Here is a 20,133-nt window from a genome sequence, read left to right on the forward strand (position 1 = left end):
GCTAGCTTTGATATTAGCAACGGCAACCGCCTATCAAGATGCGCCGTCGAGCGCATCGTACCGCTAGCTCACTCAAGGAGATTTAGTGATGAACAAGACAGCAGAAAAAACCAGCCAGCAGTTCGAGTCCGTGTTTGTTTCACCCATGCGCTCTTACACACTGGCAGCGCTGGACTACTACGAGCAGCTGGTCGGCGCTCAAATGGATGCCGCACGCGCCTATTCCGACATGACCATCGCCCAGGCGCGCACCTGGCTCGACGTCAAGGACGCCGATAGCTTCAAGAAAGCCATGGAAAGCCAGCAGAAAGCGGCCAGCGACATGATGGAGCGCATGAAAGGTGACTCCGAAAAAGTGACCTCTATCAGCCAGGGCTTCCTGCAGGAAAGCCAGAAAATGGCGGAAGAGACCACCAAGAAAGCAGCCGATACTGCCAAATCGTAACGGTTGCTCCATGAAAATGCCGCGCCCTGAAGCGCGGCATTTTTTTATCCAGAGAACGGGCGTTAGGAGGCGTCGTCGCCTGCACGCGCTCTCAGCCGAAACCGTGCAATCCTGATGATTTGCTCGATGGCCGTTTTTCTTTCTTGTGCCGGATCGTTGTTCAACCGCTTTTCAAAGGCCTCCAGAATGGCATAGCGGTCCAGGCCCTTGACGGCAATCACGAAGGGAAAGCCAAATTTCTCCTGATAAGCGGCGTTCAACTGCTCGAAGCGGGCAAACTCTTCCGGTGAACACTGATCGAGCCCAGCACCGGCCTGTTCGCTGGTAGAGTCGTGGGTCAGCTCCCCGGCCAGCGCGGCTTTGCCGGCCAGATCAGGGTGTGCCTGAATGACGGCCGTCTGCTGCTCGGGAGAGGCCTGTTGAAGCATCTTGCCCATCAGTTCGGCCAGCGCATCCGGGGCGTCGTGAGCCTCTTCCAGGCCGTGTTGCCAGGCGGCCTTGGCCACCCAGGGAGAGTGTTCATAGACATCGCCATAGTGTGCCACGAAGGTTTCCAGGCTGCTTTGGCTCGGGGCAGGGGACAGTCGCAAAGGCGTTTCAGTCGGCACAAGGGTTCTCCAAGCGTGCGAAAAGGGAATTGCTGTATACAATAAATAGCATCAACGGTACTCTTTGACCAATAGGTCAAACTTGCCAACAACACCAATAACCCTGCCAATATGAGGAGTGACGATGGGACGCTTGACTACCCACGTGCTGGATACCGCCAAAGGGCAGCCCGGTCAGGGCATCATCATCGAGGTCTTTCGGTTGACCGGTGGCCAGCGCGAGCCGTTAGCGACCACCGTCACCAACAGCGACGGCCGCTGTGATGCGCCGCTGTTGGAAGGCGAGGCGCTGACCGCTGGCGAATATGAGCTAGTGTTCCATGCGGGAGACTATCTACGCCAGCAGGGGGTCGAGGCTGCCGAGCCCCGCTTCCTGGACGTCATCCCGCTGCGCTTTGGCGTGGCCGATGCCAGCCAGCACTACCACGTACCGCTGCTGCTCTCGCCGTATGGCTACTCGACCTACCGCGGTAGCTGAGGGGGCTTCACATGCAAGCGTACACTATCGAATTTGCCAACCTGCTGCTGCGCTGGCTCCACGTGATCGCCGCCATTGCCTGGATCGGAGAGTCGATCTATTTCGTCATGCTGGATAACAGCCTGCGCACGCCCAAGGCTCAGGAAGATCGTGACAAGGGCGTGTTTGGTGAGATGTGGGCGGTGCATGGCGGTGGTTTCTATCATAACCAGAAATACGCCACGGCCCCTGCCAAGCTCCCCAACGACCTGCACTGGTCGTTCTGGAAAGCCTACACGACATGGCTCTCTGGCTTTGCGCTGTTCGTCATTCTTTATATGGTCAATCCGGGTTTCTACCTGGTCAACCCCAACAGCAACTGGGCCTGGGCGGCCAACCTCACCGGATGGCAAGCCAACCTGCTGGCATTGGGCTTCCTGCTGGGCGGCTGGGTGGTCTATAACGAGCTTTGCAAGCGTATCAGCCCGGATATGCAGCGTGACGGCCTGCTGAGCATTGCCGTGGCGGTGATGATGGTGGTCGTGGCGTATTTGAGCACCCAGATGTTCACCGGGCGGGCCGCCTTTCTGCTCACTGGGGCCGTCATGGCCACGGCCATGTCGGCCAACGTCTTCTTCTGGATCATTCCCGGCCAGCGCCGCATGGTCAAGGCCATGAAAGCCGGAGAGGCCCCCAACCCGCTAGATGGCAAGCGCGGCAAGCAGCGCTCGGTGCACAACACCTACTTCACGCTGCCGGTGGTGCTGCTGATGGTGAGTAATCACTACTCTTTTCTTTACTCCCATGAGCAGGCCTGGATCGTCATGGCCCTGTTCATCTTTGCTGGCGCGTTGATTCGTCAGTTCTTCGTGCTGATGCATGCGGGCAAGGTCCAGCCTGCCTATCCTGCGATAGGCGTAGGGCTCATTCTGCTGGCGTTCTGGGTAGCGGCCCCCAGCCCGCGCGCCGCCGTGGAAAGTACCAGTGCGGCCCCCGACCAGGCCCAGATCACCGCCCTGGTGGAGCAGCACTGTACCCTGTGCCATGCGCGTAACCCTGAGCACGCCGGGTTCTCCGCGCCGCCTGCGGGCTACGCCTTCGATCACTGGGAAGAGATACTGGGCCACAAGGCGCAGATTCAGCGGGTCGTCGCCACTCGCTACATGCCGCTGGGCAATATCACCAACATGAGTGACGAAGAGCGCGATATCATAGCGGCCTGGGAGGAGTAAAACGGTTCGCAGAGAGGAGACCCCATGAGCGAAGCGCAGACGGCGTTGAAACGGCGGCCCACGGAAAAAGAGGGTGACGAGCGCCACGAAGCCATTTACCGAGCAGTGAGCGATGCCATCGTGGAGCAACGCCTCAAGCCGGGTGCCCGGCTGCGCGAAGATGCCCTGGCAGAGGTGTTTGGCATCAGCCGCACGGGGATCCGTAAAATCCTGCAGCGGCTGGCGCTGGAGCAACTGGTGACCCTGACCCCGCGCCGTGGGGCCAGCGTGACGCGTCCTACTGCCGATGAAGCCAAGGACGTGTTCGATGCACGCCAGCTCATCGAGTGCGGCTTGATGCCGGACGTGGCAAGGCGCATGGATGCGAAGGCGGCTGCCGAGCTGCGAGATATGGCCAAGCAGGAGCGACAGGCCCTGCGCAGTGGCCAGCAAAGCGTGGCCATCCGTCTCTCGGCCGATTTTCACGTGCGCCTGGCGCAGCTCTCCGGCAACGCCACCCTGGCGGAATTCGTCGAGCGCCTCTGCTCGCGCTCTTCACTGATCCTCGCCGTATATGGTCATCGCGGCCACCTGGGCTGCGAGTCCCACGACCATGACGATCTGATCGGCTACCTGGAAGCAGGCAATGGCGAACGCGCCAAGGCCTTCATGAGCCGTCACCTCAAGGCCATCGAAGCGTCGCTGTCCATGGTCGAGGAGGAAGAAAATGTGCCGGACTTGCAGCAGATTTTTGGCGCATAGCGACGATAGTGCACAGCTCGATTGCCGCCAGCAGAAAAAACGCCACCGGAGACGATCCGGTGGCGTTGCTGAGACAGGCGCTCCTGCCGCGCTGGCGGACCGGCTTAATGAGCCCGCTGCTCAGCCAGCGTCGGCGCTGCCTTGAACTGCTTCATTAGCCCGTAGTAGAACACTCCCCCCAGGCCTGCACCAATCAACCACCCGAAGCCGTCGAGGCCGCTCAGGGCGGGGACGATGACGGTGGAGAGCGAGAATAGCGCGGCACCGCCAAAGGCCAGAAGGGCCCGGGTGTTCCAGCCGTTGACATAGTAATAGGCACCCCCGGGGGCTGAGGAGAAGAGCTCCTGCATGTTGAGATGCTGGCGCTTGATCAGGTAGTAGTCCACCACGATGATGCCGTAGAACGGAGCCACGATGGCGCCCAGTGCGTTCACAAACCCTGGCACGCCAATCTGGCTGATCACCGAAATCCATAGGGCACCCACGAAGAAGGCAATCACCGCCGTGATCAGGCCGCCCATCTTGAAGCTGATCTTGCTGGGGAACAGATTGGCCAAATCGTAGGCAGGGGGGATGAAATTGGCGACCAGGTTGATGCCCACGGTTGCAGCAAAGAAGGTGAGGGCGGCCACGATGGTCAGCGGCAGCGAATCGACGCGCTCGACGATATCCGCTGGGTTGGTCAACGCTTCGCCAAACAGGACCAGGGTGCCCGCGGTAATGATCAGCGCAATGAACGAGAAGAACGCGACGTTCAGGGGTAGGCCCAGCAGGTTGCCCAGCTTCATCTGGCGCTCGGTTTTCACAAAGCGAGTGAAGTCGCCGAAGTTGATCACTACCGCCGCGAAATAGGCCACCATGGTGCCCACAATGGCCAGAAATGCCCCTATTCCTGCCTGCTCGCCGCTGCTATTGAAAATCGTACCGATGGCGGGGAGCAGCTCACTGCCTGCCTGGACCCAGACAATCACCATCAGCACGACCATGACCAGATAGACCAGCGGGCCTGCCCAGTTCAAAAAGTGCTTGATGCGCTCGATACCCTGCCAAAAGATCGCAATCTGAAACAGCCACACGATCACGAACGACAGCCACGCCACCCCGGAAAGGCCGAGGAAGGAACCGCCATTGCCTGTGCCAAACAGGGCGGTGATCAGCAGTGCCACGGCCGTAGAGGCAAAGTAGGTCTGCACCCCGTACCAGAAAATACCCACGATGGCGCGCATCATGGCGGGTAGATTGGCCCCTCGTACGCCCATGCTGGCGCGCACCATCACCGGGAAGGGAATGCCATATTTCACACTGGGTTTACCGGTCAGGTTGACCAGAAACATCACGATGACACCGGCCAGAATAATGGCGGCCATCACTGCCCAGCCGTTCAACCCATAGGTAAGGAATAGCGATGCCGCTAGGGTGTAGCCAAACAGGCTCTGGATATCGTTGGACCAGACGTTAAAAATTTCAAACGACCCCCAGGTGCGGTGCTGTGGTTTCAGCGGGGCCAGGTCGTCGTTATAAAGGGTGGGGTCGATCTGCTCGATGTTCAGGTCGCTTGGGGTGGGTTGCTCATTCATGGCAAGACTCGTGATCGGGTAATGGTCGCCCGCCACACAAGGTGGCAGGCAAAGGCAGGGCGGGTTACTGAGTGAAGCGCTGGCAAGCGGGCCAGTGTTTCATCAGCAGGTAGTAGGTCAGCCCGGCAGGGATCAGGCTGGCGTACCAGGAGACCGATGAGAAGGCGAGGGCGGCTGCGATGCCGACGACCGTGGCGATCAGTGCGGCCTGGTTGATGCCCTGATAAGGGCCGTTTTCATCGTAGAGCTTGCCGATGTCCAGCGTGCGGCGACGGATGACGTAGTAGTCCACGACCAGGATGGCGAAGATGGGGCCGAGGAAGGCCGAGTAGGTTTGCACGAACAGCTGCAGGCCTGCGGCCGACTCCGGCTGCACCAGTTTCCAGGGGAAAGTCGCAAAGGCCAGCAGCCCGACGATCACGGCGGCCACCGGAAATTTGAGCTTGAAGACGTCCATCAGCACGTAGGTGGGCGGCACCACGTTGTTCAGCACGTTGGTGGTCACCTGGGCAAAGGCGATGAAGAGCAGGGTGATCATCAACAGCGGGGTGTTATCCACGGCGTTGGCGAACACCTGAATGGGGTCGGCGGTGCCGGTGGCCTGGGACACCATGTAGCCGATCAAGCCCATGAACAGCGTGCAGGGCAGAATCGACATGGCGTAAAGGGTGGTCAATAGCCCTTGTCCGGTGCCTTTTTTATGTTCACGCGAGTAATCGCTTACATTCAGCATCATGGTGCTGTAAATGCCCAGAAACAGCATGGTGGCGCTCCAGAAGGGCATGCCCCAGGAGCCTTCCATGGTCAGCAGGCTGGCCGACAGCTCATCGCCATAGCGCTGCACGGTGGCGTAGAACATGTACATCAGCGAGCAGAGAATAAAAGCGCTGCCGATATTCTCCAGCCACTTGATGCCCTGAAAGCCGAGCACCGAGAGGCCGATCTGCAAAAACTGAAAGGTGATGAAGTAGAAGATCAGGTTGTCGAAGCCGAACAGCGTCGCCGACACCATGTTGAGGGCACCGGCCCCAATCCAGCTCTGGAAGCCATACCACACGATGGCAGGCACGGCGCGCACCAGCCCGGGGATACGCGTTCCGGTGAACCCAAAGGCACTGCGCGCCTGCACCATGAACGGAATGCCGTACTTGTAACCGGCGGCGCCATTGATGGCCAGCGCCACGCCGATCACAAAGCAGCCGATGGCGATGGCCAGCGTGGCTTGCAGCAAGTTGAGCGTGCCCACCACGCTGGAGCCCATGGCGAAGGTGCCAATCGACACGCAGCCACCAAACCAGGCAAGAAAGTAGGAGGTGCGCCCCATGATACGGGTGCTTTGCGGCGCGAGGCTTTCTGCGCCGACGGCTTTGCTGGCGGCTGACTGCGCCGCGTTGGGTGCTTCTTCTGAGGTAAGAGCAGAGGTAGAAGTGCTCATGTTACCGTCCTCGCAAGATTATCGATGTTATTGGTAACCCGGGCAGTAGGCTACCCGGGAGACGCTTGCGGCGTGGCGTGCTGATGCTGATATTCGTCATGTTGTTATGATTTTTTGTAGGCGTGCTTTCTTTTACGGCCGGTTGCTGGTGTCAGCTCTTCACTGGCGCGTGGGTGGCAGCGTCAGGTCGGAAAAACCTGAAAACTTGCCGGTAAAGGTTTTGCGGCGCGGGTAATCCAGGTCGCCGTATTTACTGGTCTGCAAGCCCAGCCCGACGAGCGACTCGGCCAGTTTCAGCGCGGCGCTGACCCCTTCCACCACGGGCAGGCCGACCTCGTGGCTAATGGCCTGGGTCAGGTTGGCCATGCCCCCGCAGCCCAGCACGATGGCGCCAATGCCATCTTCGTCGCGGGCACGGCAGCACTCCTGCACGATACGGCTGAACGCCGCGTCCGGATGATCTTCCAGATCCAGTACGGGAATCTCGGCGGCGCGGATGCGGCGGCAGTGGTGGCGAAAGCCGTACTGCTCCAGCAGGTGCTCGGCGATGATGCCGGTGCGTCCCAGCGTCGTCACAATGGAGAAGCGAGTGCTGATCAGCGTGGCCATATGAAAGGCGGCTTCGGCAATGCCGATCACCGGAGCGCGAGTCAGCTCGCGAGCGGCCAGCAGGCCAGGGTCGCCAAAGCAGGCCACCACGTACGCATCGATACCGCCTTCGCGTTCGCCTTTCAGAACTTCTTCGGCAACGCCTACTGCGCTCACCGCTTCATCGAAGTGGCTTTCGATGGAGACCGGGCCAGCCTCGGGTTGCGTCGCGCTGATGAGGGTCCCCGGTGCTGCCAGCTTGTCGGCGGCTTGACGAATGGTTTCCGTCATGGCCGCCGTGGTATTGGGGTTGATCAGACGTATATGCACGTTCGGGTACTCTTGTGTGAACAATATTTTCTATCTTGTATACAAAAATAGGGCGGTTTTTAGCCAAGTGCAAGGGACTAATGCACTTGATGCTCTCGATATGGGTTGACCAATCGTTCAGGTTTCAATAGCTTGGCTCAGCAGGGGCCGTCAAAGCGTCGAGAACTCAAATGATTAGCCCTGCGCTGCATTGCAGGCGCCGGTTAAAATGACTATTTTGTATACAAACTAAAATGCGCTGCCTCGCTAAAGGAGCCCGACCATGTCTTCCCATTACCCGCGTGACCTGATTGGCTACGGCCCAACGCCCCCTCATGCCCAGTGGCCCAACGGCGCCAAAATAGCCGTGCAGTTCGTACTCAACTACGAAGAGGGCGCGGAGAATTGCGTGCTTCACGGGGATGCGGGGTCCGAGCAGTTCCTTTCCGAGATCATCGGGGCAGCCAGCTATCCCGACCGCCACCTGAGCATGGAGTCCATCTACGAGTACGGCTCGCGAGCTGGCGTGTGGCGCATTCTGCGCGAATTTGAGCGTCGTGGGCTGCCGCTCACCGTGTTTGGGGTGGCCATGGCGCTGGAGCGCCACCCGGAGGTGGCGCAGGCGTTCAAGGAGCTGGGCCATGAAGTGGCCTGTCACGGCTACCGCTGGATTCACTATCAGGAAACGCCCGAGCACGTAGAGCGCGAGCACCTGCAAAAAGCCATGGAGATTTTCCAGCGTCTGTACGGTGAGAAGCCACAAGGCTGGTACACCGGCCGCGATAGCCCCAATACGCGGCGCCTGATAGTGGATGAAGGCGGGTTTCTCTACGACAGCGATTACTACGGCGACGACCTGCCTTTCTGGACCCGCGTGAGCGACAGCCAGGGTGCCGAGCACCAGCATCTGGTGGTGCCCTACACCCTGGATACCAATGACATGCGTTTTGCGGCGCCGCAGGGGTTCAATACCGCCGACCACTTCTTTACCTACCTGCGCGACGCCTTTGATGTACTGTATGCCGAAGGGGAGGAGGCGCCGAAAATGCTTTCGATTGGCATGCACTGCCGGTTGCTGGGCCGCCCGGGCCGTTTCCGTGCGCTTCAGCGCTTTCTGGACCATATCGAAGCGCATGATCGAGTATGGGTTGCCCGCCGGGTCGATATCGCTCGTCACTGGGCCGAACACCACCCCGCACCGACTCAGTAACCCAAGGATGCGATAGGACACCATGACGCCCCACATAGGACAACGGATTGCCGCCCAATTCGATGCGCTGACGGCCCAGGAGCAGCGGGTCGCCACGTTCATTCTCGACCATTTCGATGACCTGGCGGTCTACAGCGCCGCCGATCTGGCGCGACTGACGGGGGTATCCAAGTCCACGGTGAGCCGTCTGTTCAAGCGGCTGGGGTTCGAGAGCTTTCGCACGGTCAAGACCCACGCGCGGCAGCTGCGCAACCTGGGGGTGCCGCTGGTCATCGATGACGATGCCATGCAGGAGGAGGGCGGCGCACCGTTTCAGCGCCACCTGCAGCGCGAACAGGAGAATCTCCAGCGCTGCCTGGCCAGTTTGCCCCCCGCTACGTTTGCCGACTGCGTCGATGCGCTGGCGGCTGCCCAGCAGATCGTGGTCATGGGGTTTCGCAACAGCTATCCGCTGGCGTTACATCTGCGCCAGCAGTTGATTCAGGCGCGTGGGCGAGTACGCCTGGCGCCTCAGCCCAACCAGTCGCTGGCGGAAGAGATCGTCGATTTGACCGAGCAGGACACCATCGTGCTGTTCGGCTTTCGTCGTCGGCCCACGGCCTTTGCGGCACTGGTGACGGCCCTGGAGCGTTCGCCCGCCAGGGTGCTGCTGATCGCCGACCCCACCGCCGCCACTTTTGCACCGCAAGTGTCGTGGTTCATGGAAGTGCCTCTGGAAAGCTTGTCGGCCTTCGACAGCTACGCCACCGCCAATAGCCTGATTTGCCTGCTGGCCAATGCGGTGCTGCATCACAACCTGAGTGATGGGCGCGAGCGCATCAGTGACATCAGCGACCAGTACGAGGCGCTGAGTGAGCTGGCAGCGCCGGTGATGAGCGTGGATTGGGATGCTCACCAATAATGGTGCGTGCTGGTTCTTGATGCACCAAATACGAACGTTGAGGCCTGTCGAAGCGTTGCTTCGACAGGCCTCTGCCTGCCTGAAAAACTCTCAACCTGCTGTTATCCATGTGCTTTGTGCCTGAGTGGCCCTGTAATTGCTCTGCTGAGGCTGTGAAACAAAAGTTTCGGACTGTACTTACTTGCAACGAAGCTTTCATCACGGCGCTATTCATACGCGACTGTCGCACTCGCTGGCTTGGCCAATCGCATAACTGCAGGAGAGCATCATGGGCACGACCCCTCAGGGCTTTACACAATCTATTCAGCACTTCTTGAAACGTTGCCAATCCGGCGTGCTGGCCACCGGTGTGACCGCTGCGCTGGCCGTGGGTGGCGTGGGTGCCAGCACCGCCGTGCAAGCGGATGCGCTGGAAGCCATCGAATCCCGTGGCACCATACGTATTGCGGTCCCGCAGGACTTCCCGCCGTTTGGTTCGGTCGGCACCGATCTGCAGCCGCGCGGCTACGATATCGACATGGCCAACTATATTGCCGATGAGATGGGCGTGACGCTGGAGCTGATTACCGTGACCAGCGCCAACCGCATTCCCTACCTGCAAACGGGCCAGGCGGACCTGGTGATCTCCAGCCTGGGCAAAAATCCGGAGCGTGAAGCGGCAATCGATTTCTCGGAGGCTTATGCGCCTTTCTTCCTGGGAGTCTTCAGCGCTGACGCCGATGAAAGTATCGCCGGCCCCGACGAGCTGGCCGGTAAAACCATCGGCGTGACGCGGGGCGCCGTGGAAGACATGGAGCTGACCGAGGTCGCCCCCAGCTCGACCACCATCCGCCGTTTCGAGGACAATGCCACCACCATCTCGGCTTTTCTGTCTGGCCAGGTGGACTATGTCGCGACCGGCAACGTGGTGGCCGCAGAAATTGCCGAGCGCAACAGTCGCCGCGCACCGACCCTGCTGTATCAACTGCGTGATTCCCCCTGCTATATCGGCCTGAACAAGAACGAAGCAGCGCTGCAGGCTGAAGTGAACCGGTTGATTGCTCAGGCGCTCGAGGACGGCACCCTGAACGAGTTTTCCCAGCGTTGGTTCAGTGCCGACCTGCCCGACGGCTTTGGTAGCTGAGGGTCGTCATGGGGCCAACACTCGATTTCTTGACCCTGTTGCCCTACGTCGGTGAGCTGATCAAAGGCTTGACCACCACGGTCATCTTGACCGTGGTGACCACCTTGACCGGTTTGGCACTGGCGGTAGCGGTAGCTTATCTGCGGGTAAACGGTCAGCCTTGGGTACGCTGGGGGCTGGGCGGTTATGTCGAAGTCATTCGTAATACTCCGTTCATCGTGCAACTGTTCTTTATCTTTTTTGGTCTGCCTGGCTTGGGCATCAAGCTGGACGCCATCACCGCGGCGTTTATCGCCATGACCCTGAACCTTGCCGCGTACAGTGCCGAAATCCTGCGTGCGGGCATCAGTGCCACGGCCAGGGGGCAGTTGGAAGCCGCCCGAGCGCTGGGCATGAACACCCTTCAGGGGTATCGCCATGTGGTACTGGTACCGGCCTTTGCGCGTGTCTATCCGTCACTGATCAGCCAGTCGATCATCGTCATGCTGGGGTCGGCGGTGGTGTCGCAAATTTCGGTCTTCGATCTCACCTACGCGGCCAACTTCATTCAGTCTCGCAACTTCAGAAGTTTCGAAGTCTATTTGCTGATCACCTTGATCTACCTGCTGCTGGCGTTCGTGATGCGCCGCGTCTTCATGCAAGTGGGTAAACGAGTCTTTGCCTACCAGCAAGGAGAACAACGATGATCGAATTCACCTTCTGGGATATTTTGCGCAACTTGCTGCTGGCGGCCCGCTGGACCGTGGTGCTGTCGTTGATCGCCTTTATCGGCGGGGCCACGGTGGGGCTGGTATTGACCTTCATGCGCCTCTCCAGCTCGCGCTGGCTGCAACGCTTCACCGCGCTCTACGTGGATGTATTTCAGGGCACCCCGCTGCTGATGCAGCTGTTCCTGATCTTTTTCGGAGCGGCGGCGCTGGGATACCCCGTGTCTGCTTGGCTGGCGGCCTCCGTGGCCCTCACGCTGTTCAGCAGCGCCTTCCTGTGTGATATCTGGCGGGGCTGCCTGGAAGCCGTTGCCAAGGGGCAGTGGCATGCCGCTCGGGTGCTGGGCATGAATTACTTCCAAACCATGCGCCATGTCATCCTGCCCCAAGCGCTGCGGCTTTCGGTACCGCCCACGGTCGGTTTTTCGGTACAGGTCATCAAGGGCACCGCGCTGGCCTCGATCATTGGCTTCGTCGAGCTGACCAAGGCGGGCACGATGCTCAACAACGCCACCTTTGAACCATTCACCATCTTTGCCCTGGTGGCCCTTCTGTATTTCGCGCTGTGCTACCCGCTGTCCTGCTACGCGCGCCATTTGGAGAAAAAGCTCTATGACGCTGGTCTGCGTTGATAACGTTCACAAAGCCTTTGGTGACCTGGAAGTGCTCAAGGGAATCGACCTCTCCGTTGCTCAGGGCGAAGTGGTGGCCATCATTGGCCGAAGCGGGTCGGGCAAAAGTACTCTGCTGCGCTGCCTCAATCAGCTCGAACAGCACGACAGCGGCGAGATCACCATTGCCGGTCAAGCGCTGGATGCGGGTGTCATGTCCCCCCGTGAGCTGAGCGAAAACGTAGGCATGGTCTTTCAGAGCTTCAACCTGTTTCCCCACAAAACGGTGGGGGAAAACGTGTGCCTGGCCCCCGTCGTGGTGCGCGGCGAGAAGCGCGACGAGGTCGAGAGAATCGCCCGTGAAGTGCTGAGCAAGGTCGGCCTGGCCGACAAGTACGATGCCTACCCGGCACAGCTTTCCGGTGGCCAGCAACAGCGGGTGGCCATTGCTCGGGCGCTGGCCATGCGGCCCAAGGTACTGCTCTGCGACGAAGTGACCTCTGCCCTGGACCCGGAGCTGGTGGGGGAGGTGCTGCGCGTGCTGGAGGCGCTGGCGGCGGAAGGCATGACGTTGATTCTGGTCACCCATGAAATGGGCTTCGCCAGAGACGTGGCAGATCGCGTGGTATTCATGCACCAGGGGCGCATCCATGAAGAGGGCGAGCCGGGCGAACTGTTCAGCCGCCCCCAGACCGCCGAGCTGAAGCAGTTTATCTCGGCGGTGCTGTAGAAATCGAGGCTCGGAGTTAGCGGCCTCAGGGGCAGAGCGGGAGCCCGGTAATGCCTGCCCTAAAGGGTTGAACAGTGCTAGTCGGGAATCTATAGCGCTATTTTCATGAAACTAAAGTTTCTATATTCATCATATTTGGAAGCTTTGTTTCATGAGTGGCTCGGTATAAGCTTCTAGTTAGTGCCATATTCTCGTATACAAAAACGTCAGGGAGGCCCCCATGCCAGCCAATTACTATGCGCCCACCGGCGGACACCCGCCGCAAACTCAGTTGACCGCCGACCGTGCCGTTTTCACGGAAGCCTATGCGCTGATCCCCAAAGGGGTGATGCGCGATATCGTGACCAGCAACCTGCCTTTCTGGGAAGGCACGCGGCTGTGGGTATTGGCGCGTCCGCTGTCCGGGTTTGCAGAGACGTTCTCTCAATACATCATGGAAGTGCAGCCCGAGGGCGGCAGCGACAAGCCTGAGCTGGACCCTCAGGCAGAAGGGGTGCTGTTCATCGTGGAAGGAGAGCTGACGCTGACATTGGCTGGCGAGCGTCATCTCATGGGCCCTGGCGGCTACGCCTTCATTCCCCCCGGCAGCCACTGGCAGGTTCGCAACGAGTCCCGCGAGCCGGTGCGCTTCCATTGGGTTCGCAAGGCCTATGAGTTCGTCGAGGGGCTGGACGTACCGCCGGCCTTCGTCACCAACGAGCAGGAGATCGCACCGATCGAGATGCCGGGCACGGAAGGGCGCTGGGCAACGACGCGCTTTGTCGAACCTGGCGATGTGCGCCACGACATGCACGTCAACATCGTGACGTTCCAGCCCGGTGGCGTGATTCCGTTCGACGAAACCCACGTGATGGAGCACGGGCTCTACGTGCTGGAAGGCAAGGCGGTCTACCACCTCAACCAGCAGTGGGTAGAAGTGGAAGCGGGGGACTTCATGTGGCTACGGGCGTTCTGCCCTCAAGCCTGTTATGCAGGTGGGCCTGGCCCGTTCCGTTATCTGCTGTACAAGGATGTGAATCGTCACGCGGCGCTGCGCCTTGGCGCTCGCTGACGCTGGCGCACAAGCACACTGACCACCAGGAGCCATCATGCTGACACTCGAAGCAAAACCCCTGACACAAGCAGCATTTGAACCATTTGGCGAGGTGCTCGATGCGCGTACCTCGCCATCGTTTCCGATCAACGCAGGGCGTACCCAGCGGCATCACGATCTGGCGCGGGTCGAGACGCTGGGCGACAACCCGCGCACCCTGGTGAGCATCTTTGTCAGCCAGCCGGTGTCGCTGCCGTTGACGCTGACGTTTCTGGAACGCCACCCGCTGGGCAGCCAGGCCTTCATGCCGCTGCACGAAGAGCGTTTCATCGTGGTGGTCGCCCCGCCCGGCGACACCATCGCGCCCCAGGACGTTCGGGCCTTCGTGACGGATGGCCGCCAGGGGGTGAACTACCGAGCAGGCACCTGGCACGCCATTCAGTCGGTGCTGGAGCGTGAAGGCGAGTTTCTCGTGGTGGACCGCGGTGGAGATGGCAACAACTGTGACGAGTACCCGCTGTCCTTGTGCGTGCACGTGGCGCCGTAATTGCCGACATTGGCCGTTGCAACAAGTACATGCGAGTGTCATCTTGCTTGGGGTATGCTGATACGCGAACATTTCCTCTTTTACTGGTCAGGACATTTATGAGCACAAACACCCATATCCCCCTTCGTCGTACCAAGATCGTCGCTACCCTTGGCCCTGCCAGTGACCGCGAAGGCGTACTGGAGGCCATGCTGAAGGCAGGGGTGGATGTGGTGCGCTTGAACTTTTCGCACGGCACGGCCGACGACCATCGCCGTCGCCTGGCCCGAGTGCGTGAGATTGCTGCCCAACTGGGCCGCAGCGTAGCGGCGCTGGGCGACCTGCAAGGCCCCAAGATCCGCGTTGCCCGTTTCAAGGAGGGCGCCGTGTATCTGGAAGAGGGCCAGGACTTCGTGCTCGACATGGCCATGGACAGCGATGCTGGTACTCAGCAGGGCGTCGGTTGCGACTACAAGACCCTGGCCGATGACGTCACGGCCGGCGACCGCCTGCTGCTGGACGATGGCCGTGTGGTGCTGGACGTGACCCGTGTCGAAGGCAAGCAGGTACACACCCAGGTGGTCGTGGGGGGCAAGCTCTCCAACCACAAGGGGATCAACAAGCAGGGGGGAGGCCTCTCCGCGCCGGCCTTGACCGAAAAAGACAAGGCCGACCTGAAAACGGCGGTGGAGATCGGCGTCGATTACCTGGCGATTTCGTTCCCGCGCTCGGCAGAAGACATGCGTGAAGCACGTCGGCTGCTGGGCGAGGAAGGCAAGGAGATTGGTCTGGTGGCCAAGGTCGAGCGTGCCGAGGCCGTGGCCGACGAGGCGACGCTGGATGGCATCATCGAAGCCTCTGAAGCGGTCATGGTGGCGCGTGGTGACCTGGGCGTGGAAATTGGCGATGCCAAGCTGGTCGGTGTGCAGAAACGCATGATCAAGCGCGCCCGTTCGCTCAACCGGGCCGTGATCACGGCGACCCAAATGATGGAAAGCATGATTTCTGCGCCGCTGCCCACCCGAGCAGAAGTGTTCGACGTGGCCAACGCCGTGCTGGATGGCAGCGATGCCGTGATGCTGTCGGCAGAAACGGCGGCGGGCGACTACCCGCTGGAAACCGTCGAGGCCATGGCGCGCGTGTGCCTGGGAGCCGAGCGGGAGCGGGTGGCGCAAGAGTCCGGGCACCGTATTCATGAAGGCTTTACCCGTCCGGATGAAACCATTGCGCTGTCGGCCATGTACGCTGCCAACCACATGACAGGGGTAGCGGCGATTGCCTGTATGACGGCGTCTGGCTATACGCCGCTCATCGCATCGCGGATTCGCTCCGGTCTGCCCATCGTGGGCCTGGCACACAACCCCATCGCTCAGCGTCGCATGGCGCTTTATCGCGGCGTGGTATCGCTGCCTTTCGATACCTCCGAGATGAGCGCCACCGAGCTGAATGACCAAGCGTTGACCCTGCTGGTCAAGCAAGGGGTTGCCAAGCTGGGTGACCACGTCATCCTCACCCGCGGCGACCACATGAATGCTCACGGTGGCACCAACACCATGAAGGTGATGGTGATTAACGAGCAGCATGTGGAAAGTGCCCAGGCCTAAGCGCATGCGTTGGCTGCTGTGCCTTGGTTGCCTGCTGCTGGGTGCGCCTGCCATGGCAGGCGCACCCATCGTAGCGGCGGCCTCCAGTCTGCACTTCTTTTTGGAAGAGGCTTCTGAACGGTTTACCCAGCAAACCGGGCATACGCTGCGCCTCAACCTGGGCTCCTCCGGTAACTTCCGCCGTCAGATCGCCCAGGGGGCGCCCTTCGAGCTGTTTCTTTCCGCCGATGAGGGCTTCGTGCAAGCGCTCTACCGGGAAGGGCACGTCGTGGATGAAGGTGTGATCTATGCACGCGGGCGGCTGGCCTGGGTACAGCCTGTCGGCCGCTATCCTCCGCCCGATGCACAGGCGCCCCTGGCCGGCGTGGAAGACGCCGTGGCCGCGTTGCAGAATGGCCAGCGCCTGCGGATTGCCATGGCCAGCCCCGAGCATGCACCGTATGGCGTGGCCGCCCAGCAAGTGCTGGAAAGGGCAGGGCTCTGGGAGGCCAGTCGCCCGCTGCGCATACAGGGGGAAAACGTTTCCCAGGCGATGCAGTTTGCGCTGTCCGACGACGCAAGGGGCGGGCTGGTGGCCTATTCGCTGGTGCTGGCGCCTGGGCTGGCGGCCCGTAGCGAAAGCGTGCTGATCCCCGAAGCGTGGCACACGCCGCTGACTCAGCGCATGGTGCTGACCCCTCACGCCGGAGAAGCCGCCCAGGCCTTCTATGGCTGGCTGCAACAGCCCGAGGCCCAGGCCCTCTTTCGCGCCTACGGCTTCAGTACCGAGTGATGGACTGGACGGCGCTGGGGGTCTCGCTGCGGCTGGCGGCGTTGACGAGCCTGCTGCTGGTGCCACTGGGCATCTGGTGCGGGCGGTGGCTGGCCACGGCCCGGTTTCGTGGCAAGGGCGTCTGCGAAGCGCTGATTGCCCTGCCTCTGGTGCTGCCGCCCACGGTGCTGGGCTTCTATCTGCTGCAGCAGTTTGGTCGCGATGCGCCGCTGGGCAGCGCCTGGGCAGCGCTCACCGGCAGCGGCCTCAACTTTACCTTCACCGGGATTCTGCTGGCCTCTTTGATTGCCAACCTGCCGTTTGCCATTCAGCCCATTCAGCGGGCCTTTGAGCATGTGCCCGTGCATTTGCGCGAAGCGGCCTGGTGCAGCGGGCTAAGCCCCTGGCAGACCCTGTGGCGTATCGAACTGCCGCTGGTGTGGCCAGGCATCCTGTCGGCGACCGCGCTGACCTTTGCCCATACGCTGGGGGAGTTTGGCGTGATTCTGTTGGTGGGCGGCGCCATCGATGGCGAAACCCGAACGCTCTCCATTGCCATTTATGACCGAGTACAGGCCTTCGACGAGCAGGGCGCGGCCACCATGTCGGCGCTGTTGCTGGCCATCTCGCTGGCTACGTTGGGGCTGGTCTACGGGTTGGCGGGCAGGCGCAGGTGGGCACGTGGCTGATTTGACGGTGTCCGTGCATCAGGCGGGGCCCATCCCCTTGAACGCCAGCTTCCGCTGCGCGCCGGGGGAGTTGCTGGCGCTGGTGGGACCATCAGGCAGCGGCAAGACCACGCTGTTGCGCGCCATTGCCGGGCTCTACCATCCTGCCCAGGGCCACATCAGCTGCGCCGGTGAGCGGTGGCTTTCGGCCGGGCAGGGGCCGCGCCAGGCACTGACACCCCAGCAGCGCAAAGTGGGCATGGTCTTTCAGGACTATGCGCTGTTCCCACACCTGACCGCGCAGCAGAACGTCCAGATTGCCATGGGGCACCTCCCCCCAGTGGCAAGACCCGCACGCGCCGCACAATGGCTGGCCCAGGTGCGCCTGGAAGGGCTGGAGAACCGCTACCCCAGCCAGCTTTCGGGAGGGCAGCGTCAGCGGGTTGCCCTGGCGCGAGCACTGGCACGAGAGCCCCGTGTGCTGCTGCTGGACGAACCTTTTTCTGCGGTCGATCAGGTCACTCGGCGCCGTTTGCAGCGGGAGCTTGCGCTGTTGCGTCAGCAAATTGCCATCCCCATCGTGCTGGTCACCCACGACCTCGAAGAAGCGACGGCTTTGGCCGACCAGATCTGTGTGCTGCACAACGGCACCAGCTTGCAGCAGGGCGGCCCGGAGCGGCTGTTTCGCCAGCCTGACACGCCCCTGGTGGCGCGTTTGCTCGACCGCCACAATGTCTTTCAGGGGCAGGTGGTCAACACGGCCAGCGGGCCACGGCTGCAGTGGGGCGAGTGGTGGCTGGAAGTCGCTCGCGGCCTCGAACACTGCTCGGCGGGGGAGACCGTGACCTGGTATCTGCCGCCGTCGGATATCGTCTTGCACCGGCGCGGGCGGCCCTCCCAGGGGGAGCGCGAAAACCCGGTGACGGCCACGGTGAGTGAAATGGTGGTGCTGGGCAGCATGACCTCGGTTTCGCTGCGCGTTTCGCATGGGGATATGCTACGTTTCGATATCGCTACCCACGCGGCCAAACGCAACCAGCTGGCGTTGGGGGAGCCTGTGACCGTCTCGCTGCTGGCCGAGGGAATCCATCTCATGACCTCGCCGCAGGCCACTGTATAGGAAGAAGGAATCTGTCATGACCCTGTCCCGCCGCCAACTGCTGAAAACCACCCTGGGGGTCTCCCTGGCGAGCTGCCTGCCGCTGTCGCTCGTGACCGCCATGGCCGCCGAGTCGGCCATGGTCGATACCCTGCCGCTGGCGATTCACAGCGAGGGCGGGCCGCATCGTCTGGAAGTGGAAGTGGCCGAAACGGTCGCCCAGCGCCAGCGTGGGCTGATGGGACGTGAGCACTTGCCAACCTCACGCGGCATGCTGTTCCGCTTCGAGAGCGAACAGCCTGCAGGCAATGCGTTCTGGATGTATCGCACGCTGATCCCGTTGGATATCGCTTACATCGATGACCAAGGCCGCATCGTGGCGATCAATACCATGCAGCCCTGTGAGTCCAGCACCCCGCGTGAGTGCCCCTCCTACCCCGCCGGCGTGGCCTACCATGCCGCCCTGGAAGTAAACGCTGGCTACTTTGCCGAGCGTGGCATCCAGGTAGGCGACTGCGTTTCCGTGCCTGCGCTGGCCGGCTTCTGCCGCCCGGAGTAACCCCGCATACCAGCCAGCAGTGAGTGAAGACGCTGCGGCGAAAGTCGATGGCCAAAAGCAGCGGCCAGCGCTTCCCTTCACTCGGTGAGCGCCTACAATGGGGTGTCGCTGGCGGGGCTTTCCCGTATGGCGCGGAGCGCCCGCCAGATCACGGCGTTCTTCACGACTCATAAAAATGAAAAAAGGATCGATAACAATGACGCTGACACGCTCCATGGCTCGTTTGACCGCTGGCTTGGCCGGTGCTGCACTGCTTTCCGCTGCTTTTTCTGCACAGGCGCGTGAACTCTCTGTCTCCACCGTGCTGTCCGATGCCTTCCCCTGGGGGCAGGCCGCCGAAAAATGGGCAGAGCTGGTGGAAGAGCGCAGTGGCGGTGAACTGACGCTGCGGGTATACCCCAACTCCCAGCTGGTCTCCGGTGACCAGACCCGCGAGTTTTCCGCCATGCGCTCCGGGTTGATCGATGCGGCCGTCGGTTCGACCATCAACTGGTCGCCGCAAGTGCCGGAGCTCAATCTGTTCTCCTTGCCGTTCCTGATTCCTGACGAAGCCGCCGTGGACGCCGTGACTGGCGGTGAAGCGGGTGACATGGTCTTCGAGGCCATCGAGTCGCGTGGCGTCATGCCGTTGGCCTGGGGGGAAAACGGCTTTCGTCAGGTGTCCAACTCCCGTGGCCCCATCAGCCAGCCGGATGATCTCGACGGCCTGAAAATTCGCGTGGTGGGCTCGCCCCTGTTCCAGGACACGTTCTCGGCACTGGGCGCAGACCCGACCCAAATGAGCTGGACCGACGCTCAGCCTGCGTTGACCACCGGCGCGGTCGATGGCCAGGAAAATCCGCTGTCGGTGTTCGACGTGGCGCGCATCGACCAGGTGGGCCAGGCGCATTTGACGCTGTGGAACTACATGAACGACCCGCTGATTTTTGCGGTGAACCAGCAAGTGTGGCGTACGCTCAGCGAAGAGCAGCAGACGATGCTGCGTGAAACCGCGCAGGAAGCCGGGGCGTGGGAGATCGCCATGACCCGCGAGCAGGAGCATGAGCGGCTGGCCGCCATCCAGGAACGCGGGGTCACCGTGACCGAGCTGACCGACGAGCAGTACCAGGCGTTCGTGGAGGCGACCCAGTCCGTCCATGAAAAGTGGGTGCCCCGCATCGGCGAAGCCTTGGTAGAGGCTGCGCAAGCGGCAATCGACGCACGCTGATATTTCGCTAGC

The 20,133-nt window shown here is 61.3% G+C and carries 22 protein-coding genes; 18 read left to right on the top strand and 4 right to left on the bottom strand.

The features are described from left to right. The first annotated feature begins 88 nt into the window (after positions 1 to 88). Complete coding sequence (locus IE091_RS00520; RefSeq protein WP_016916200.1) at positions 89 to 445, top strand: phasin family protein; 357 nt, start codon at positions 89 to 91, stop codon at positions 443 to 445. Positions 446 to 507: 62 nt separating this feature from the next. On the opposite strand, the gene uraD is transcribed toward IE091_RS00520, so the two are convergent. Further along, the gene (uraD, locus tag IE091_RS00525) at positions 508 to 1,053 is read right to left on the bottom strand and encodes a 2-oxo-4-hydroxy-4-carboxy-5-ureidoimidazoline decarboxylase (protein ID WP_189462536.1); all 546 of its coding nucleotides are present in this window, start codon (positions 1,051 to 1,053) and stop codon (positions 508 to 510) included. 124 nt (positions 1,054 to 1,177) lie between these two features. Between uraD and uraH the strand changes: the two genes are divergently transcribed. From uraH to IE091_RS00540, 3 genes are read left to right on the top strand one after another with little or no spacing between them, the layout of a single operon-like run. Continuing rightward, complete coding sequence (gene uraH / locus IE091_RS00530) at positions 1,178 to 1,531, top strand: hydroxyisourate hydrolase (RefSeq protein WP_081136265.1); 354 nt, start codon at positions 1,178 to 1,180, stop codon at positions 1,529 to 1,531. Between the two features lie 11 nt (positions 1,532 to 1,542). After that, the gene (locus tag IE091_RS00535; protein ID WP_189462537.1) at positions 1,543 to 2,742 is read left to right on the top strand and encodes a urate hydroxylase PuuD; all 1,200 of its coding nucleotides are present in this window, start codon (positions 1,543 to 1,545) and stop codon (positions 2,740 to 2,742) included. 24 nt (positions 2,743 to 2,766) lie between these two features. After that, positions 2,767 to 3,483, top strand: coding sequence for a GntR family transcriptional regulator (locus tag IE091_RS00540; protein WP_189462538.1), 717 nt, complete (start codon positions 2,767 to 2,769; stop codon positions 3,481 to 3,483). 104 nt (positions 3,484 to 3,587) lie between these two features. On the opposite strand, the gene IE091_RS00545 is transcribed toward IE091_RS00540, so the two are convergent. From IE091_RS00545 to IE091_RS00555, 3 genes are all read right to left on the bottom strand, one after another. Then, positions 3,588 to 5,060, bottom strand: coding sequence for an NCS1 family nucleobase:cation symporter-1 (locus IE091_RS00545; RefSeq protein ID WP_189462539.1), 1,473 nt, complete (start codon positions 5,058 to 5,060; stop codon positions 3,588 to 3,590). A gap of 64 nt (positions 5,061 to 5,124) precedes the next feature. Next, positions 5,125 to 6,495: an NCS1 family transporter gene (locus IE091_RS00550; RefSeq protein WP_189462540.1), complete on the bottom strand. Its 1,371-nt coding sequence runs from the start codon at positions 6,493 to 6,495 to the stop codon at positions 5,125 to 5,127. A gap of 159 nt (positions 6,496 to 6,654) precedes the next feature. Next, a complete protein-coding gene (locus IE091_RS00555; RefSeq protein ID WP_039175418.1) occupies positions 6,655 to 7,413 on the bottom strand; it encodes an aspartate/glutamate racemase family protein in 759 nt (252 codons plus the stop codon). A 262-nt stretch (positions 7,414 to 7,675) separates the two neighbouring features. On the opposite strand from IE091_RS00555, the gene puuE reads away from it, so the two are divergent. From puuE to IE091_RS00625, 14 genes are all read left to right on the top strand, one after another. After that, positions 7,676 to 8,602: an allantoinase PuuE gene (gene puuE, locus IE091_RS00560; RefSeq protein ID WP_189462541.1), complete on the top strand. Its 927-nt coding sequence runs from the start codon at positions 7,676 to 7,678 to the stop codon at positions 8,600 to 8,602. A gap of 22 nt (positions 8,603 to 8,624) precedes the next feature. After that, positions 8,625 to 9,503: a MurR/RpiR family transcriptional regulator gene (locus tag IE091_RS00565; RefSeq protein WP_016916209.1), complete on the top strand. Its 879-nt coding sequence runs from the start codon at positions 8,625 to 8,627 to the stop codon at positions 9,501 to 9,503. Between the two features lie 268 nt (positions 9,504 to 9,771). Beyond that, positions 9,772 to 10,626 (top strand): transporter substrate-binding domain-containing protein, encoded by an 855-nt coding sequence (locus IE091_RS00570; RefSeq protein WP_016916210.1) that lies wholly within the window; start codon positions 9,772 to 9,774, stop codon positions 10,624 to 10,626. 8 nt (positions 10,627 to 10,634) lie between these two features. Further along, a complete protein-coding gene (locus tag IE091_RS00575) occupies positions 10,635 to 11,312 on the top strand; it encodes an amino acid ABC transporter permease (RefSeq protein ID WP_039175427.1) in 678 nt (225 codons plus the stop codon). Beyond that, positions 11,309 to 11,965 (top strand): amino acid ABC transporter permease, encoded by a 657-nt coding sequence (locus IE091_RS00580; protein ID WP_189462542.1) that lies wholly within the window; start codon positions 11,309 to 11,311, stop codon positions 11,963 to 11,965. The genes IE091_RS00575 and IE091_RS00580 overlap by 4 nt, the downstream gene beginning before the upstream one ends. Continuing rightward, positions 11,946 to 12,674, top strand: coding sequence for an amino acid ABC transporter ATP-binding protein (locus IE091_RS00585; RefSeq protein WP_229800652.1), 729 nt, complete (start codon positions 11,946 to 11,948; stop codon positions 12,672 to 12,674). Before IE091_RS00580 ends, IE091_RS00585 begins: the two co-directional genes overlap by 20 nt. Before the next feature lie 220 nt (positions 12,675 to 12,894). Further along, positions 12,895 to 13,725 (top strand): bifunctional allantoicase/(S)-ureidoglycine aminohydrolase, encoded by an 831-nt coding sequence (locus IE091_RS00590; RefSeq protein ID WP_016916214.1) that lies wholly within the window; start codon positions 12,895 to 12,897, stop codon positions 13,723 to 13,725. A gap of 37 nt (positions 13,726 to 13,762) precedes the next feature. Continuing rightward, positions 13,763 to 14,254, top strand: coding sequence for an ureidoglycolate lyase (locus tag IE091_RS00595; RefSeq protein ID WP_081136249.1), 492 nt, complete (start codon positions 13,763 to 13,765; stop codon positions 14,252 to 14,254). 98 nt (positions 14,255 to 14,352) lie between these two features. Continuing rightward, positions 14,353 to 15,837, top strand: coding sequence for a pyruvate kinase (gene pyk / locus IE091_RS00600; RefSeq protein WP_189462543.1), 1,485 nt, complete (start codon positions 14,353 to 14,355; stop codon positions 15,835 to 15,837). Positions 15,838 to 15,841: 4 nt separating this feature from the next. Next, positions 15,842 to 16,609 carry a molybdate ABC transporter substrate-binding protein gene (gene modA / locus IE091_RS00605; protein WP_189462544.1) on the top strand — a complete coding sequence of 256 codons (768 nt, stop codon included), beginning with the start codon at positions 15,842 to 15,844 and terminating at the stop codon, positions 16,607 to 16,609. Continuing rightward, positions 16,609 to 17,277 carry a molybdate ABC transporter permease subunit gene (modB, locus tag IE091_RS00610; protein WP_016916218.1) on the top strand — a complete coding sequence of 223 codons (669 nt, stop codon included), beginning with the start codon at positions 16,609 to 16,611 and terminating at the stop codon, positions 17,275 to 17,277. Before modA ends, modB begins: the two co-directional genes overlap by 1 nt. Next, a complete protein-coding gene (locus IE091_RS00615) occupies positions 17,270 to 18,376 on the top strand; it encodes an ABC transporter ATP-binding protein (protein WP_189462545.1) in 1,107 nt (368 codons plus the stop codon). The genes modB and IE091_RS00615 overlap by 8 nt, the downstream gene beginning before the upstream one ends. Before the next feature lie 16 nt (positions 18,377 to 18,392). Then, positions 18,393 to 18,914: a DUF192 domain-containing protein gene (locus tag IE091_RS00620; protein WP_081136242.1), complete on the top strand. Its 522-nt coding sequence runs from the start codon at positions 18,393 to 18,395 to the stop codon at positions 18,912 to 18,914. Positions 18,915 to 19,110: 196 nt separating this feature from the next. Then, positions 19,111 to 20,121: a DctP family TRAP transporter solute-binding subunit gene (locus IE091_RS00625; RefSeq protein ID WP_096921426.1), complete on the top strand. Its 1,011-nt coding sequence runs from the start codon at positions 19,111 to 19,113 to the stop codon at positions 20,119 to 20,121. The last annotated feature ends 12 nt before the right edge of the window (positions 20,122 to 20,133 follow it).

The organism is Vreelandella hamiltonii, assembly GCF_014651775.1.
GTDB lineage: Bacteria > Pseudomonadota > Gammaproteobacteria > Pseudomonadales > Halomonadaceae > Vreelandella > Vreelandella hamiltonii.

Bases quoted from the DNA above. Each gene is read 5' to 3' on its own strand.
- IE091_RS00520 (WP_016916200.1), top strand. From the start codon at position 89: ATGAACAAGACAGCAGAAAAAACCAGCCAGCAGTTCGAGTCCGTGTTT.
- uraH (WP_081136265.1), top strand. From the start codon at position 1,178: ATGGGACGCTTGACTACCCACGTGCTGGATACCGCCAAAGGGCAGCCC.
- IE091_RS00535 (WP_189462537.1), top strand. From the start codon at position 1,543: ATGCAAGCGTACACTATCGAATTTGCCAACCTGCTGCTGCGCTGGCTC.
- IE091_RS00540 (WP_189462538.1), top strand. From the start codon at position 2,767: ATGAGCGAAGCGCAGACGGCGTTGAAACGGCGGCCCACGGAAAAAGAG.
- IE091_RS00545 (WP_189462539.1), bottom strand. From the start codon at position 5,060: ATGAATGAGCAACCCACCCCAAGCGACCTGAACATCGAGCAGATCGAC.
- IE091_RS00550 (WP_189462540.1), bottom strand. From the start codon at position 6,495: ATGAGCACTTCTACCTCTGCTCTTACCTCAGAAGAAGCACCCAACGCG.
- puuE (WP_189462541.1), top strand. From the start codon at position 7,676: ATGTCTTCCCATTACCCGCGTGACCTGATTGGCTACGGCCCAACGCCC.
- IE091_RS00565 (WP_016916209.1), top strand. From the start codon at position 8,625: ATGACGCCCCACATAGGACAACGGATTGCCGCCCAATTCGATGCGCTG.
- IE091_RS00570 (WP_016916210.1), top strand. From the start codon at position 9,772: ATGGGCACGACCCCTCAGGGCTTTACACAATCTATTCAGCACTTCTTG.
- IE091_RS00575 (WP_039175427.1), top strand. From the start codon at position 10,635: ATGGGGCCAACACTCGATTTCTTGACCCTGTTGCCCTACGTCGGTGAG.
- IE091_RS00580 (WP_189462542.1), top strand. From the start codon at position 11,309: ATGATCGAATTCACCTTCTGGGATATTTTGCGCAACTTGCTGCTGGCG.
- IE091_RS00585 (WP_229800652.1), top strand. From the start codon at position 11,946: ATGACGCTGGTCTGCGTTGATAACGTTCACAAAGCCTTTGGTGACCTG.
- IE091_RS00590 (WP_016916214.1), top strand. From the start codon at position 12,895: ATGCCAGCCAATTACTATGCGCCCACCGGCGGACACCCGCCGCAAACT.
- IE091_RS00595 (WP_081136249.1), top strand. From the start codon at position 13,763: ATGCTGACACTCGAAGCAAAACCCCTGACACAAGCAGCATTTGAACCA.
- pyk (WP_189462543.1), top strand. From the start codon at position 14,353: ATGAGCACAAACACCCATATCCCCCTTCGTCGTACCAAGATCGTCGCT.
- modA (WP_189462544.1), top strand. From the start codon at position 15,842: ATGCGTTGGCTGCTGTGCCTTGGTTGCCTGCTGCTGGGTGCGCCTGCC.
- modB (WP_016916218.1), top strand. From the start codon at position 16,609: ATGGACTGGACGGCGCTGGGGGTCTCGCTGCGGCTGGCGGCGTTGACG.
- IE091_RS00620 (WP_081136242.1), top strand. From the start codon at position 18,393: ATGACCCTGTCCCGCCGCCAACTGCTGAAAACCACCCTGGGGGTCTCC.
- IE091_RS00625 (WP_096921426.1), top strand. From the start codon at position 19,111: ATGACGCTGACACGCTCCATGGCTCGTTTGACCGCTGGCTTGGCCGGT.